We start from the raw sequence: 14,949 nt of genomic DNA on the forward strand, positions 1-14,949 counted from the left end.
TGGCCAATTCCTTCGGTATGCTGCAGCGCATGGGAAACCGGGAGGACCTGCTGGCCGGAGCCAAGCGCTGCCTGATCGAACGCGGCTGGGCGCACACGACCGTCCGGGACATCGCCTCGGCCGCCGGAGTCAGCCACGCCGCCATCGGCTACCACTTCGGTTCCAAGGACGCGCTGCTCACCCAGGCATTGGTGGAGGCGGTCGACGAACTCGGCGGCGAACTCGCCCGCGAAACGCCACACGACGAACCGGAGCAAGGCTGGCAGGCGCTGATCGACAGCTTCACCACCCATCGGGCGTTGTGGATCGCCCAGCTCGAGGCCGCCGTGCACGCCACGCGGTCACCAGAAGTACGCCGGCACCTCGCCGAGGGACAACGCGAGGGACGAGAGGGACTCGGCGGCTCGGTGCCGCTCGCCTTGCTGACCGGCCTGATGCTGCAGTGGCTGGTGGATCCGGACCACGCGCCCACCGGCGCGGACGTGATCTCCGAACTTCGATCACTCGTCACGAAACTCTGAGCTGCCGGCCGCGGCCCAGTGGGAGCCGCTCGTCCAAAGGCGAGGATCGACCAACGTTCGCGGACGCGGCACCGGGGCTCGGGAATGGGACAGCCGGCGGTCACCGTCCGCGGTGACCGCCGGCTGTCGACGTCTCGGGGCCGCTGATCAGGCCTTGTACAGCTTGATCCAGTCGACCTGCATGGAGCCGCCGGTGTGGGTGCGGGTGTCGCCGGGGAACCAGTCCAGCTGGATCGTCGGCGCGAGCGTGCCGCGCGGGATCGCGTTGCTCTTGGTGGTGTGGAACCACCGCTTACCGTCGACGTAGCCGTTGACCTGCGTGGACGTGACCTCCACGGCGAAGGTGTGCCACTTGGTCAGGTCGACCTTGACCTGCTGCTGCAGCTGCTGGTCGTTCCCGTAGTGCAGGAAGAAGTTGGGGTGCTTACGGTTCGGGTCCTGGATGTCCTCCATGTAGTCGACCTCGGCGGGCTTGCTCTCACCCCAGAGCAGCAGTACGGGGTGGTAGCAGCCGCAGCCCTTGGTCGCCCGGACGCGGGTCTCCCAGCGGCCGTACTTGCGGATGCCCTTGTGCCAGGCCATGCCCTCGGACCAGCCGTTCGCCAGGCCGGTGATCGTGAGGATGCCGTTCTTCACGGCCGCCTGCTTCGGGCGCCGCTTGGTCTTCTCGCCGCCCGGCTTGTCCTTGCCCGGGTCGTCGTACAGCTCCCAGTCCTTCTTGTTGACGGCCTTGCCGCTGAAGTTCTCCACCCGGAGCGGCTTGCCCCACTTGTACTGGGCGGCGGCAGTGCCGTCCGTCGCCTGCCCGGTCGCGGGCGCGGCCTGCCGTGCGGCGTTGTCCGAGTAGCCGACCTTGGAGGCCTTCGACGACGAACCATCCGAGACGGCGATGCCGGTGACGACCGCACCGACGGCCACGGCGGTCCCGGCCGCACAGATGGCGAGACGGGAATGGCGCATGGAACGACTCCTTCGAGGGGGAACAGGACACGGCGAGGGCCGTACGGCCACTCCCCCCGAAGCCGTCGAAGAGCATACGGACGTCCCCGACGCGTGTCGGGGGTTTCATTCAGCGTCGAACGCCTCGCGCGCCAAGATGAGACTCCGGTCCCGTACGGAGAGAGCCCGAAGTCCCGATGCGCCCGAAGCCCCGGTACGCGACGGAGTCGGAGACACACGGACAGCAGGCGCGGCGGAGTCAGGCGTACGCGGACAGCAGGCGGAGTCAAGAGGTACGCGGACGGCAGGCGCGGTGGGATCAGGCGTGCGCGGACGGCAGGCGGAGTCAGGAGGTGCGCGGGCGGCAGGCGCGGTGGAGGGCGTCCCATCCGGCGAGCTTGACGCGTTCGCCGCGGGAGAGCGCCTGGGCGAGCGCGATCTCCTCGGCGTCGATGCCGAGCCAGTCGTCGTACGTCACCGCGCGGACGTTCCGCGCCTCCAGCAGCGCCTCGATCGACGGGTGCTCGCGGGCCCGGCCGTCCAGGTCGGCGAGCAGCGCGCGAACGGTCTCGGCGGCGTCGGCCTTGTTGGTGCCGATCACTCCGGTCGGACCCCGCTTGAGCCAGCCGGCGACGTACTCCCCCGGCCGCGGTCGGCCGTCCTCGCCGAGCACCCGCCCGGCGTCGTTCGGGACGACGTACGCCCGTGGGTCGAACGGGACGCCGGGCAGGGGCACGCTCTGGTACCCGACCGAGCGCAGCACCAACCCGACCGGCAGGGTCTCGTACGCGCCGGTGCCGACGACCCGGCCCTCGTCGTTCAGCGTCGTGTGCTCCAGGCGCAGGCCCTCGACCCGCTCGGTGCCGAGGATCTCCACGGGCCGCAGCCAGAACCGCAGGTCGAGCCGGCGCGGGCGGCCCTCGACCGGCTGACCTGCCCATTCGTGCATGACCGCGACGTTGGCGCGCACATGCCGGTCGGACTCGGCCAGCGCGGCGCTCGCCGGGTCGAGCTCCATGTCCTTGGCGCCGATGTGCACCTCGGTGTGCGGCAGCCGGCCGAGCTCGCGCAGCTCCTTGGTGGTGAACTTGGCCTGCGCGGGGCCCCGCCTGCCGATCATGTGGATGTGGCGTACGGCGCTGCCGCCGAGCAGGTCGAGCACCGGTTCCGGCACGTCGGTGGCGCGGAGCTCGTCGGCGGTCTTGGCGAGGATCCGCGCGACGTCGACGGCGACGTTGCCGACTCCGATCACCGCGACCTCGTCGGCGGACAGGTCGACGTCGAGGTCGTACGCGTCGGGATGGCCGCAGTACCAGTTGACGAAGTCGGTGGCGGCGACGCTGCCGGGCAGGTCCTCCCCCGGCACGCCGAGGTGCCGGTCGACCATGGCGCCGGTCGCGTAGATCACCGCGTCGTAGCAGTCGAGCAGGTCGTCGCGCGTGATGTCGCCGCCGAGCTCCACGCCGCCGAGGAACCGCACTCCCGGTTGCTCCAGCACCCGCTGCAGGTAGCCCGCGATGGATTTGATCGACGTGTGGTCCGGGGCGACGCCGTACCGTACGAGGCCGTACGGCGTCGGCAGCCGGTCGAAGACGTCGGCCTGTACGTTCCCGTCCGCCTGCTTCATCAGGGCCTCGGCGGCGTAGATGCCCGCCGGCCCGGACCCGATGATTGCCACGCGGAGCGGATGTGTGTCCGCCACGTCGCCATTGTGCGCTCCGAGGGCGCTGATGTCAGGACCGACGAGACCACATCACCGGGATTCGACCGACGGTTTAACCGCCGGTTCACCCGCGCGACTGTGGCGGTGGCCGTACCCGAAGTAGATGACGAAGCCGATGAGCATCCAGACCACGAACCTGATCCACGTCTCGACCGGCAGGTTCAGCATGAGGTACACGCAGGCCAGGACGGACAGGATCGGCACCACGGGCGACCACGGGACGCGGAACGACCGGGGCAGGTCGGGCCGGGTCCGGCGCAGGATGATCACGCCGATCGAGACGACCACGAACGCGAACAGCGTGCCGATGTTGACCAGGTCGGCCAGGGCCGACAGCGGGATCAGACCGGCGATGATCGCGACGATGACGCCGATGATGACGGTCATCCGGGCCGGCGTGCCGAACCGCGGATGGACCTCGGCCAGCCACTGCGGCAGCAGCCCGTCACGGCTCATCGCGAAGAACACCCGGCTCTGGCCGAGCACGAGGATGAGCACGACCGTGGTCAGGCCGGCGATCGCCCCGATGTCGATGATCGTGGCGAACCCGGAGTGCCCGACCGCCTTGAACGCTTCGGCGAGCGGGGCCTCGACGCTCAGCCGCCGGTAGTTCTCCATGCCGACGACGACGAGGGAGACCGCGACGTACAGGGTGGTGCAGATGGCGAGCGAGGCGATGATCCCGATGGGCAGGTCGCGCTGCGGCTTCTTGGTCTCCTCGGCGGCGGTCGCGACGATGTCGAAGCCGATGAAGGCGAAGAAGACGATCGCCGCGCCCGCGAAGATCCCGGCCCACCCGTACGTGGAGGGCGTGTAGCCGAACAGCGCCTGGACCAGCGGCTCTTGGCCGCCGTGCACCGAGGGCGTCGGGACCGACTTCGGGACGAAGGGATGGTAGTTCGAGCCCTTGATGAAGAACAGCCCCGCGAAGATCACGAACAGGACGATCGCGATCTTGATCGTCACGATGACCGCGTTGACCCGCGACGAGACCTTGATGCCGAGGACGAGCACGCCCGTGACGACCAGGACGATCAGGGCCGCCGGGATGTTGAAGGTGGCGTGCTCTCCGGCCACGGAGGAGGGCAGGTCCCAGCCGAGGTCGCCGAGCAGGCTCTTGGCATAGCCGGACCAGCCCACCGAGACGGTCGCCGCCGCGAGCGCCAGCTCCAGTACGAGGTCCCAGCCGATGATCCAGGCGGGCAGTTCGCCGAGTGTGGCGAAGGAGAAGGTGTACGCGGAGCCGGCCACCGGCACGGTGGAGGCGAACTCCGCGTAGCACAGCGCGGCGAGCGCGCAGGCGATGCCCGCGGCCACGAAGGACAGCGCGACCGCGGGTCCGGACTTCTCCTTGGCGACCTCACCGGTGAGCACGAAGATGCCCGTGCCGATGATGACCCCGACGCCGAAGATCGTCAGATCGAGTGCGCTCAGGTCCCGCCGTAGTCGGTGACCAGCCTCATCCGTGTCCCGAATGGACCGTTCTACCGATTTAGTGCGGAAAACACTCATCTGACTCCCTCTACGACGTATGGCCTCCTCTACCCGGTGATGGCAAAACTAACGGATTGTTAGATCTCAGGACTCGGTGGGTTCAAGTACCTCGTCCCGCGCGGTGGCCGCCGTGATGTCCCGGGCCAGGCCCTGCGGCGTCAGCCCGATGTCGGTCATGATCTGCGCGCGCTTGGCATGGTCCAGGAAGCGGTCCGGGATGCCGAACGTCCGCACCGGCACGTCGACGTCGGCGTCGCGCAGCGCCCGCGCCACCGCGTCGCCCACGCCGCCGACCCGGCTGTTGTCCTCGACGACCGCGACGAGCCGGTGCCCGGCCGCAAGGCCCGGCAGCTCCGGGTCCAGCGGCTTCACCCAGCGCGGGTCCACGACCGTGACGCCGATGCCGTGCGCGTCGATCAGCCGGGCCGCCTCGACCGCGACGCCCGCCATCGGGCCCGCCGCGACGATGAGCACGTCCTGCTTCTCGCCCGACCGTACGAGGACGTCCATCCCGCCGACCCGGTCGACGGGCGCGACGTCCTCGGCGACCGGCCCCTTCGGGAACCGGACCACCGTCGGGCCGTCGTTGACGTCCGCCGCCTCGCGCAGCAGCTCCGTCAGCCGGGTCTCGTCCCGGGGAGCGGCGACCCGCAGCCCGGGGACGACCTGCAGGATCGACATGTCCCACATGCCGTTGTGGCTCGGCCCGTCGTCGCCCGTGACCCCGGCCCGATCGAGGACGACGGTGACCGGCAGCTTGTGCAGGGCGACGTCCATGAGCAGCTGGTCGAACGCGCGGTTGAGGAACGTGGCGTACACGGCGACGACCGGGTGCATGCCGCCGAAGGCCAGGCCCGCCGCCGAGGTCACCGCGTGCTGCTCGGCGATCCCGACGTCGTATGTGCGGTCCGGGTAGGCCTCGGCGAACGCCGCCAGCCCGGTCGGGTGCAGCATCGCCGCGGTGATCGCGACGATGTCCGGGCGCTCGGCGCCCAGCGCCACCAGCTCCTCGCTGAACGCCTTGGTCCAGGTCCGCGAGCTCTTGGCCAGCTTCCGCCCGGTCGCCGCGTCGAACAGGCCGGGGGCGTGGAACGCCTCCTCCTCGTCGTTCTCGGCGGGCGCGTAGCCGAAGCCCTTCCGCGTCATGCAGTGCACGATCACCGGCTCGCCGAAGTCCTTCGCCTTGCGCAGCGCGTGCTCCACGGCCTCCTCGTCGTGGCCGTCGATCGGCCCGAGGTACTTCAGGCCCAGGTCCTCGAACATCGCCTGCGGCTGCAGGATGTCCTTGATGCCCTTCTTGATGCCGTGCAGCGCCTCGTACGCCATCGGCCCCACGACCGGCGTGCGCGGCACCGTGCGCTTGATCAGATCGAGGGCGTGCTCGTACCCCCGCGTCATCCGCAGGTCCGCGAGGTGGCTGGCCAGCCCGCCGATCGTCGGGGAGTACGACCGGCCGTTGTCGTTCACGACGATGACGACCCTGCGGTCCTTGCCCGCCGCGATGTTGTTCAGCGCCTCCCAGGCCATGCCGCCGGTGAGCGCGCCGTCGCCGATGAACGCGACGACGTACCGGTCGCCCTCCCCGCGCAGCTGGTACGCCTTGGCGAGCCCGTCGGCGTACGACAGCGCGGTGGAGGCGTGGGAGTTCTCGATCACATCGTGCTCGGACTCCGCCTGGCAGGGGTAGCCGGACAGGCCGCCCGCCTGCCGCAGCGAGCCGAAGTCCTGCCGGCCCGTCAGCAGTTTGTGCACGTACGCCTGGTGCCCCGTGTCGAAGAGGACGCGGTCGTGCGGCGAGTCGAAGACCCGGTGCAGGGCGATGGTGAGCTCGACCACACCGAGGTTCGGGCCGAGGTGACCGCCGTTCTTCGACGTCGACACCGCGGTGACGAGGAGATCTCGTATCTCGCCGGCGAGCTGCGGAAGCTGCTCCGGAGCCAGGCGCTTGAGGTCCTCGGGCCCTCGAATCGACTCAAGAAGGGTCACTCGGGTCATCTCCTCGTTTTTTCTGCGGATGCTGATTTTAGTGGTCGCTCGACAATGAGGACGCGGAGCCCCACGGCCGAGTTCACGTGGCGCAGCGTAGCGATCGGATATAAAGACAGTGATGGATGACGAACGAATCGTGCTGCTGGACGCCGACGGCCACGCCATCGGCACGGCCCCGAAGGCGTCGAGTCACCACGAGGCCACGCCGTTGCATCTGGCGTTCTCGTGTTATCTCGCGGACGCGGCGGGGCGCATCCTGATCACCCAACGAGCACACGCCAAGCGAACGTTCCCGTCGGTGTGGACGAACAGCTGCTGCGGCCATCCCGGCCCCGGCGAAGGCCTTCGCGACGCCGTCCGCCGCCGGGTGCGCCTGGAGCTCGGCCTGGAGATCGAGAGCATGACGCTCATCCTCCCGGAGTTCCGCTACCGCGCGACCGCCGCCGACGGCGTCGTGGAGAACGAGCTCTGCCCGGTGGTCCGCGCCGTCGCCGTCGGCGACGTCCGCCCCCACCCGGAGGAGACCGCGGAGGCGGGCTGGCGTGACTGGGAGTCCTGCGTGGAGCTCGTGGACGACCCCTCGGCCTCCCCGTGGTACCGCGAGCAGATGGCCGAGCTCGTGCCGCTGGGCAAGCCGGCCGACTGGCCGGCCGCACCGACCTCGCTCCTGCCGCCCGCCATCGCCTGGTAGCCGGATCCGGCGCGGCTCAGTTCGACCGCGTCGCATGACCGCGCTCAGGGTGTAGTGCCGCGGTGAGCATGGCGTCGATCGCCTGCTGCGACGCCTCGAGCCGCGAGATCGACTCAGCGATGCGGCCGCGTTCGCGCCGCAGGTTGCTGATCATTCCGGGGCACGCCGACGGTACGAGACGCTCGCCCTCCTCGTGCACGCAGTGCAGCACCCGGGCGATGACCGTCGTGGGCAGCCCCGCGGCGAGCAGGATCCGGATGTGGCGTACGGCCTCGACGTCCGCCTCACCGTACTCGCGATAACCGTTGGCGAGCCGTACCGGCCGGAGCAGTCCCTGCTCCTCGTAGTACCGCAGCAGCCGCCGGCTCACCCCCGTCCGCTGCGCCAGAACCCCGATTCGCACCCGTGCCCCATTCCCGGCTTGACCTTCACATCGATGTGACGGCTTACCGTCCCGATTATCCAGTGATCCCCCAAAAGGAGGCAGTGATGCCGGGTGCAGTGATCGTCGGTGCGGGTCCGGGCATCGGCCGCGCGGTGGCGGGCCGCTTCGCGCGTGAAGGGCTACCGGTCGCGTTGATCGCCCGGACCGGCGTGACCTTGGAGGCGGCGGCCGACGCGGTCACCGCCTCCGGCGTACGGGCCGTCTCCCTCACCGCCGACGCGACCGACGAGACGGCGCTCCGCGCCGCACTCGACGAGGCCGCCACCGAACTCGGCCCGCCGGAGGTGGTCGTCTACAACGCCGCGATCATCCGCGCCGACCGCCCCGGCGAGCTGTCCCCACGCGGACACCTGGACGCCTGGGCGGTCAACGTCGTCGGCGCACTCACGGCGGCCGCCCACGTCGCCCCCGGAATGGCGGCGCGCGGCGGCGGGTCCTTCCTCATCACCGGAGGGATGCCGGAACCCAAACGCGAGTACGCCAGCCTCTCCCTCGGCAAGGCGGGGGTGCGCACGCTGGTGGAGCTGCTCGACCAGGAGTACGGGCCGTCGGGCGTCCACGTGGCGAGCGTGACCGTCGGCGGCCCGGTCGCCCCGGGAACACCCTTCGACCCGGACGACATCGCCGAGCACTACTGGCGGCTGCACACCCAGCCCCGCGAGGAATGGGACCGCGAGATCCTCCACGACGGGAGTGGTCAGCTCTTCAAGCGGCGGAACTCCTCTGCCAGGGCCGGCAGCGTGTAGTGGGCGTTGAGGCCGGACGGGTTCGGCAGGATCCACAGCGCCGCCCCGGCCAGCCTGTCCTCCTGGGGACCGATCTTCACCTTCGGGCGCCCGAACGCCGTACGAAACGCGGTCACGCCGAGCACCGCCACGACCCGTGGCCGGTGCTCGGCCACGAACTTCTCCAGCAGCGCACCGCCCTCCCGCAGTTCCTCGGCGGTCAGCTCGACCGCCTGCGCCGTGGCACGGGCCGCCATATTGGTGATCCCGGCGCCGTACTGCGGCATCAGGTGCTGCTCGCTGGGATGCAGCAGCCGGTCGGTGAAGCCGGAGCGGTGCAGCGCGGGCCAGAACCGGTTGCCGGGCCGGGCGAAGTGCCATCCGGTCGCGGCCGAGTAGAGCCCCGGGTTGATCCCGCAGAACAGCACCCCGCCCGGTGGCGGCACGACGTCGGGGATGGTCCGGTCGCGCGCGGCCTCCAGATCGGCGGCGGTCGGTCGCCTCGTCACGATCGGACGATATCGCCCGGCCGACCCGGTCAGCGCAGGACCTCGGAGAGGAAGGAGCCGATCTGGTCGGCGCCACGACCCGCGTCGTCGACATAACTGTCCGCGTGAAGCGTCGCCATCTTCGTAGACTCACTGCCATGGGGACGGCAACCGTGAGAATCAGCACCGCGACGCGCGATCATATTGCCGAACTCGCCCGCGAAGACGGCAAGCCGATGGCCGCCGTCGTCGAAGAGGCCATTCGCGACTACAAGCGAAAGCGATTCTTCGAACACCTTAACGAGGCAGTGGAGCGAACCCGCTCCGACTCTGCCGCATGGGCCGACTATCAGGGCGAGGTAGCGATCTTCGACCGCGCGACCGGCGACGGACTGGCGGATCTCGACGACACCGACTACTCCACATGGTGACCACTCATGACCCCCGAGGAGTTCGCAGTGGACTTCGCCGACGCATTCGCCGACAGTGCCTTCCGTCTTGAGCTACTCGACACCTATGTCGCTGCCAACGAGCTCGAGCCGTTCCGCCGGTTCCAGGCCCACGAGCCCCGCGACGACGCATGGCGGGAACCATGGAAACGCCTGGTCCGGGCCGCCAGGCAGGCTGGCAAGCGGATGGAACGCGTCCACGTTGTCAGCGAGCCGCTCACCGACTACATGCGGTTCCTGCTCACCTGGGCGTACCCGGCGAATGTCGAGGCAGGCGAGGACGTGCGAGTGCTCCCGCGTCGCATTGCGGAGACACTGGACCTGCCCGGTCAGGACTACTGGCTACTCGACGCCCGGCACGTCGCTCTCATGGGCTATGACGATCAGGGTAACTGGCTAAGCGTCGACCTCATCGACGAGCCATACATCGTCGCAAGCCACGTCGCCGGCCGCGACGCAGCACTCAAGCGCAGCATCCCCCTACACGCCTACCTGAGGGAGAACCCTGGTAAGGCAGCTACTTGCCATCGGACATGACAGGGTTCCTCCGGCCCGACATCATCGTAAGCACTGGAAGACGGGCCGTTGATCACCGGCAGTTACTGTCAATCCGTGCACAGGAAATGCCGGTGATCACGGAGGTGTCTCATTGACCGCCCGGGATTGCGGTGACCTCGACGCACTCACCGCCGGTACCGTCGCTGTAGCTGCTCTTACGCCACGCACGAATCGACTCGCTCCGATCACTCACAGATACACCTCACGTGTTCGGCGCAACAACTCGATGGACTCGGCTTGGCTCAAGGCCTCACCCATCAGTGTGTCGAAATCTACCCCCGCCTTGAACACCGTGTCTCTATCCTCGAGTAGCTGGCTCAAGCGGCCCGACTCGGCATAGATGAGGTCCGCGTCCTTCTCGAAGCTCAGCAAGATGAACCCGCCGCCCAACGCGACCGAGGTGATCCGCTCAAAGAGCATGATCCGTACCTGAACACAGGGCGACTCCGTCATGCCGATCAGGTGATCGATCTGGTCTACCATCACCTTGGCGCCTCCGATCGGTCGCCTGAGCACGGACTCGTCAATGATGAACATCAACATCGGTGGCTTCTCACGGGTGAGGATCGCCTGGCGCTCCATCCGTCCCACGACACGGGCCTCTTGGATATCCAGCGGCTCGTTCGGATCCATTACTCCGCGCGCATAGCCCTCAGTCTGCAGGAGACCTGGCACGACCTGAGTCGCGAAGCATCGGACGCTAATGGCCTTCGCCTCGTATTGGACGTAGCTCTCAAAGCTCGGTCGCATAACACGGTGCTGCCCCGCACGGCGGATCGCGCCGTAGATCCGATGGAAGAGGCCGTCGTCGTTCTCCCATCCTTCGGTCTTGAAATAGGTATCCAGGTCGAAGGCCATCTGCTCCGGGACGGTCTTGTCGGTCTTCTCCAGCGTGTAGAGCCACTGAGGTGTACAACCAAGTGCCGCTGCGAGTTGGTTCCTGGAAAGGGCGGCCCGCTGGCGCAGGCGACACATCTCCCGTCCGAAGTGGTCGCGGAGAGCATCGAGGTCGGTTTCGTTCTGGCTACTGGACACTTCTACCCTCCGGCGGGGATGGACCTGGCTGGCCGACAAGTCCCGTCAGAGAGTAATCATTACCTAACACTCTGTCAGGCGATTCGCAGGACGGACGGAATGCCCGATACGGCAACCGATGATCGCTGGCAGGCGCTGTCGATCCATGCACAGTGGATGCCGGTGATCGTGCCGTCCGCGAAGTGTCGCTGAGTCCCCGAGGCGATGTCTTCGGGCCACGAAAAAGGCCGCCCGGCCTCCAAGCGGAGGCGGGGCGGCCCATTCCATGTTCGGCGGTTACTTCTTCAGGAGGGAGCGGAGGACGTACTGCATGATGCCGCCGTGGCGGTAGTAGTCGGCCTCGCCCGGGGTGTCGATGCGGACGATGGCCTGGAACTCCTTGTCGCCCGCCCGCACCGTGACCTCGCGCGGGGTGTCGCCGCCGTTCAGGGCCTCGACGCCGACGATGTCGAAGGTCTCCTGGCCGGTCAGTCCGAGTGAGGCGGCCGACTCGCCGTCCTTGAACTGCAGCGGCAGGACGCCCATGCCGATGAGGTTCGAGCGGTGGATGCGCTCGAACGACTCGGCGATGACGGCGCGGACGCCGAGGAGGCGGGTGCCCTTGGCCGCCCAGTCGCGTGAGGAGCCGGAGCCGTACTCCTTGCCGCCGAGCACGATCAGCGGCGTGCTCTCCGCGGCGTACGCCTGCGCGGCGTCGTAGATGGACAGCTGCTCACCGTCCTTGACGGTGACGCCGCCCTCGGTGCCCGGAGCGAGGAGGTTCCGCAGCCGGATGTTCGCGAACGTGCCGCGGATCATCACCTCGTGGTTGCCGCGCCGGGAGCCGTAGGAGTTGAAGTCCCGTCGCTCGACGCCGTGCTCGGTGAGGTACTTGCCCGCCGGGCTGTCCGCCTTGATCGCGCCGGCCGGCGAGATGTGGTCGGTGGTGACCGAGTCGCCGAGGAGCGCGAGGACCTTGGCTCCGTGGATGTCCTCCACCGGCTCCGGCTTGTCCGTCATGCCGTCGAAGTACGGGGCCTTGCGGACGTACGTGGAGTCGGCGTCCCACTCGAAGGTGTTGCCGGTCGGCACGGGGAGGGCCTGCCAGCGCTGCTCGCCGGCGAACACGTCGGCGTAGTCGCGGCTGAACATCTCCTGCGCGATGGCCGACTCGACGACCTCCTCGACCTCCTGCGGCGACGGCCAGATGTCCTTGAGGTACACCGGCTGCCCGTCGGAGCCCGTGCCGATCGGGCCGTTCACGATGTCGACGTCCATGGAGCCGGCGAGGGCGTACGCGACGACGAGCGGCGGCGAGGCCAGGTAGTTCATCTTGACGTCGGGGTTGATCCGGCCCTCGAAGTTACGGTTGCCGGACAGCACCGAGGTGACGGCCAGGTCGTTGTCGTTGACCGCCTGGCTGATCTCCTCCGGCAGCGGGCCGGAGTTGCCGATGCAGGTCGTGCAGCCGTAGCCGACGAGGTTGAAGCCGAGCTTCTCGAGGTACGGGGTGAGGCCCGCGCGGTCGTAGTAGTCCATGACGACCTTGGAACCCGGGGCGAGCGAGGTCTTCACCCACGGCTTGCGGGAGAGACCCTTCTCGACGGCCTTCTTGGCGAGCAGCGCCGCGCCGATCATGACCGACGGGTTCGAGGTGTTGGTGCAGGAGGTGATCGCCGCGATCACGACCGCGCCGTGGTCGAGCTCGAACTCGGCACCGTCCGCCATGGTGACCTTGGTCGGGTTGTGCGGGCGGCTGCCGTTCGCGCGGAAGTTGCTGGCCGGGGAGTCCGAGGCCGGGAAGCTCTCGTCCACCGCCTCGTCGACGCCGTCGGTCTCGGTGACGTAGTTGCGCACGTCGTGCCGCCACGTGGACTTGGCCTCCGACAGCGCGATGCGGTCCTGCGGGCGCTTCGGGCCGGCGATCGACGGGACGACGGTGGACAGGTCCAGCTCGAGGTACTCGGAGTACTCCGCCTCGCGGGACGAGTCGTGCCAGAGGCCCTGCTCCTTGGCGTACGCCTCGACCAGGGCGACCTGCTCGGCCGGGCGGCCGGTGAGCCGCAGGTAGTTCACGGTCTCGTCGTCGATCGGGAAGATCGCGCAGGTGGAGCCGAACTCGGGGCTCATGTTGCCGATGGTGGCGCGGTTGGCCAGCGGCACCGCGGCGACGCCCTCGCCGTAGAACTCGACGAACTTGCCGACCACACCGTGCTTGCGCAGCATCTCGGTGATGGTGAGCACCAGGTCGGTGGCCGTGGTGCCCGCCGGGAGCTCGCCGGTCAGTCTGAACCCGACGACGCGCGGGATGAGCATCGAGATCGGCTGGCCGAGCATGGCGGCCTCGGCCTCGATGCCGCCGACGCCCCAACCGAGGACGCCCAGGCCGTTCTGCATCGTGGTGTGGGAGTCGGTGCCGACGCAGGTGTCGGGGTAGGCGACGCCCTCGGTGTCGAAGACGACGCGGGCCAGGTGCTCGATGTTGACCTGGTGCACGATGCCGGTGCCCGGGGGCACGACCTTGAAGTTGTCGAAGCCGTTCTGGCCCCACTTGAGGAACTGGTAGCGCTCCTTGTTGCGGCCGTACTCGAACTCGACGTTGCGCTCGAAGGCGTCCTCACGGCCGAAGACGTCGACCTGGACGGAGTGGTCGATGACCATCTCGGCCGGGTTCAGCGGGTTGATCTTCGCCGGGTCGCCGCCGAGGTCGCGGACGGCCTCCCGCATCGTCGCGAGGTCCACCACACAGGGAACACCGGTGAAGTCCTGCATGATCACGCGGGCCGGGGTGAACTGGATCTCCTGGTTCGGCTGGGCCTTGGGGTCCCAGGCGGCCAGCGCGCGGATGTGGTCGCCGGTGACGTTGGCACCGTCTTCGGTGCGCAGAAGGTTCTCCAGCAGGACCTTCAGGCTGTACGGGAGGCGCGCCGAACCCTCGACGGCATCCAGCCGGAAGATCTCATAGGACGCCTCGCCGACGCGCAGGGTCTGTCGGCTGCCGAAGCTGTTCAAGTCGTCTCCTCCTCTACGCGCTCCCCGAGCGCGGCTACCGCTCGCGTGGCGTGCGCGGGGGTTCTGTTGGTGGATACGTCAGGAATCCTCCCCCAGCCGCCCGCTTCCTTGCGCACTGAGGCTCGCCTAACTTCTCCGCAATTTCTCTCGACATCAAGGTACCACATTTATCTCGACATCAAGGTACCTGGCCCGGCGCTTGACAACGAGCGTTTCCGATATATCGTTTGAGTATCGCGAACGATCTGAGATGGCTCTCAGAAGGGAGAACCGAACATGCACAACGCGACATTCGACAATCCGTGGGAGGCCTGGGCCGCCGGACGCCGTGGTGGCCGGGGCCGTGGGAGACGCGGTGGCCCCCCGTGGGGCTGGGGTCCCTCCGGCTTCGGCCCGTTCGGCGGTCCGCCGCCCTGGGCGCAAGGCCGGTCGAAGGCCCGGCGTGGCGACGTCCGGGCAGCGCTCCTGGCGCTGCTGGCCGAGGAGCCGCGCAACGGCTACCAGCTCATCCAGACGATCGAGGAGCGCAGCGGCGGCGAGTGGCGGCCGAGCCCCGGCGCGGTCTACCCGGCGCTGCAGCAGCTCACCGACGAGGGCCTGATCGAGGGCACCGAGGGGGACGGCCGCAAGACCTTCCGCCTCACCGAGGCCGGCCGCACGTACGTCGAGCAGCACGCCGACGAGGTGAACGCGCCGTGGGAGGCGATGACCTCCGACGTCCGCGAGGACGTACGGGATCTGTTCAAGACCGCCGGCGGAGTCGGCGGGGCCATGATGCAGGTCGTCCGTACCGGCTCGGAGGCCCAGGTCGCCGAGGCCAAGGAGATCCTGACCGAGACCCGGCGCCGCCTCTACCACCTCCTCGCCGAGGACGAGTGACCCGGCCGCCGGTCGAGTGAGA

General features: G+C 68.7%; 15 protein-coding genes. 6 read left to right on the forward strand and 9 right to left on the reverse strand.

Annotation, left to right across the window (positions count from 1 at the left end; genetic code table 11):
* The first annotated feature begins 29 nt into the window (after window positions 1–29).
* The gene (locus ACQP2O_RS38140; protein WP_433173840.1) at window positions 30–521 is read left to right on the forward strand and encodes a TetR/AcrR family transcriptional regulator; all 492 of its coding nucleotides are present in this window, start codon (window positions 30–32) and stop codon (window positions 519–521) included.
* 147 nt (window positions 522–668) lie between these two features.
* On the opposite strand, the gene ACQP2O_RS38145 is transcribed toward ACQP2O_RS38140, so the two are convergent.
* From ACQP2O_RS38145 to dxs, 4 genes are all read right to left on the reverse strand, one after another.
* On the reverse strand, window positions 669–1,481 hold the full coding sequence (locus tag ACQP2O_RS38145) for a glycoside hydrolase family 16 protein (RefSeq protein ID WP_433173842.1): 813 nt from the start codon (window positions 1,479–1,481) through the stop codon (window positions 669–671).
* 325 nt (window positions 1,482–1,806) lie between these two features.
* Complete coding sequence (locus ACQP2O_RS38150; protein ID WP_433173844.1) at window positions 1,807–3,162, reverse strand: FAD-dependent oxidoreductase; 1,356 nt, start codon at window positions 3,160–3,162, stop codon at window positions 1,807–1,809.
* 51 nt (window positions 3,163–3,213) lie between these two features.
* Entirely contained in the window at window positions 3,214–4,695 is a 1,482-nt protein-coding gene (locus tag ACQP2O_RS38155; RefSeq protein ID WP_433173845.1) for an amino acid permease, read from the reverse strand.
* 66 nt (window positions 4,696–4,761) lie between these two features.
* The gene (gene dxs / locus ACQP2O_RS38160; protein ID WP_433173847.1) at window positions 4,762–6,663 is read right to left on the reverse strand and encodes a 1-deoxy-D-xylulose-5-phosphate synthase; all 1,902 of its coding nucleotides are present in this window, start codon (window positions 6,661–6,663) and stop codon (window positions 4,762–4,764) included.
* Between the two features lie 121 nt (window positions 6,664–6,784).
* On the opposite strand from dxs, the gene idi reads away from it, so the two are divergent.
* Entirely contained in the window at window positions 6,785–7,357 is a 573-nt protein-coding gene (idi, locus tag ACQP2O_RS38165) for an isopentenyl-diphosphate Delta-isomerase (RefSeq protein ID WP_433173849.1), read from the forward strand.
* A 16-nt stretch (window positions 7,358–7,373) separates the two neighbouring features.
* On the opposite strand, the gene ACQP2O_RS38170 is transcribed toward idi, so the two are convergent.
* Window positions 7,374–7,760: a MerR family transcriptional regulator gene (locus ACQP2O_RS38170; protein ID WP_433173851.1), complete on the reverse strand. Its 387-nt coding sequence runs from the start codon at window positions 7,758–7,760 to the stop codon at window positions 7,374–7,376.
* An 86-nt stretch (window positions 7,761–7,846) separates the two neighbouring features.
* Between ACQP2O_RS38170 and ACQP2O_RS38175 the strand changes: the two genes are divergently transcribed.
* Window positions 7,847–8,548, forward strand: a complete 702-nt coding sequence (locus ACQP2O_RS38175) for an SDR family NAD(P)-dependent oxidoreductase (protein WP_433173853.1) — start codon at window positions 7,847–7,849, stop codon at window positions 8,546–8,548.
* On the opposite strand, the gene mug is transcribed toward ACQP2O_RS38175, so the two are convergent.
* On the reverse strand, window positions 8,500–9,036 hold the full coding sequence (gene mug, locus ACQP2O_RS38180; RefSeq protein ID WP_433173855.1) for a G/U mismatch-specific DNA glycosylase: 537 nt from the start codon (window positions 9,034–9,036) through the stop codon (window positions 8,500–8,502). The genes ACQP2O_RS38175 and mug overlap by 49 nt on opposite strands.
* Before the next feature lie 137 nt (window positions 9,037–9,173).
* Between mug and ACQP2O_RS38185 the strand changes: the two genes are divergently transcribed.
* A complete protein-coding gene (locus ACQP2O_RS38185; protein WP_433173856.1) occupies window positions 9,174–9,446 on the forward strand; it encodes a hypothetical protein in 273 nt (90 codons plus the stop codon).
* A 6-nt stretch (window positions 9,447–9,452) separates the two neighbouring features.
* On the forward strand, window positions 9,453–10,001 hold the full coding sequence (locus tag ACQP2O_RS38190; RefSeq protein ID WP_433173858.1) for a DUF6879 family protein: 549 nt from the start codon (window positions 9,453–9,455) through the stop codon (window positions 9,999–10,001).
* Between the two features lie 109 nt (window positions 10,002–10,110).
* Here ACQP2O_RS38190 and ACQP2O_RS38195 read toward each other — a convergent pair whose 3' ends face one another.
* The 3 genes from ACQP2O_RS38195 to acnA form a co-directional block, all read right to left on the reverse strand.
* A complete protein-coding gene (locus ACQP2O_RS38195) occupies window positions 10,111–10,215 on the reverse strand; it encodes a DUF397 domain-containing protein (RefSeq protein WP_433173860.1) in 105 nt (34 codons plus the stop codon).
* Window positions 10,212–11,057 (reverse strand): helix-turn-helix domain-containing protein, encoded by an 846-nt coding sequence (locus ACQP2O_RS38200; protein ID WP_433173862.1) that lies wholly within the window; start codon window positions 11,055–11,057, stop codon window positions 10,212–10,214. The genes ACQP2O_RS38195 and ACQP2O_RS38200 overlap by 4 nt, the downstream gene beginning before the upstream one ends.
* Window positions 11,058–11,333: 276 nt before the next feature.
* Window positions 11,334–14,048, reverse strand: coding sequence for an aconitate hydratase AcnA (acnA, locus tag ACQP2O_RS38205; RefSeq protein ID WP_433173864.1), 2,715 nt, complete (start codon window positions 14,046–14,048; stop codon window positions 11,334–11,336).
* Window positions 14,049–14,324: 276 nt separating this feature from the next.
* On the opposite strand from acnA, the gene ACQP2O_RS38210 reads away from it, so the two are divergent.
* Entirely contained in the window at window positions 14,325–14,927 is a 603-nt protein-coding gene (locus ACQP2O_RS38210; protein ID WP_433173866.1) for a PadR family transcriptional regulator, read from the forward strand.
* The last annotated feature ends 22 nt before the right edge of the window (window positions 14,928–14,949 follow it).

Source organism: Actinoallomurus sp. CA-150999 (genome assembly GCF_050942425.1).
Lineage (GTDB): Bacteria > Actinomycetota > Actinomycetes > Streptosporangiales > Streptosporangiaceae > Actinoallomurus.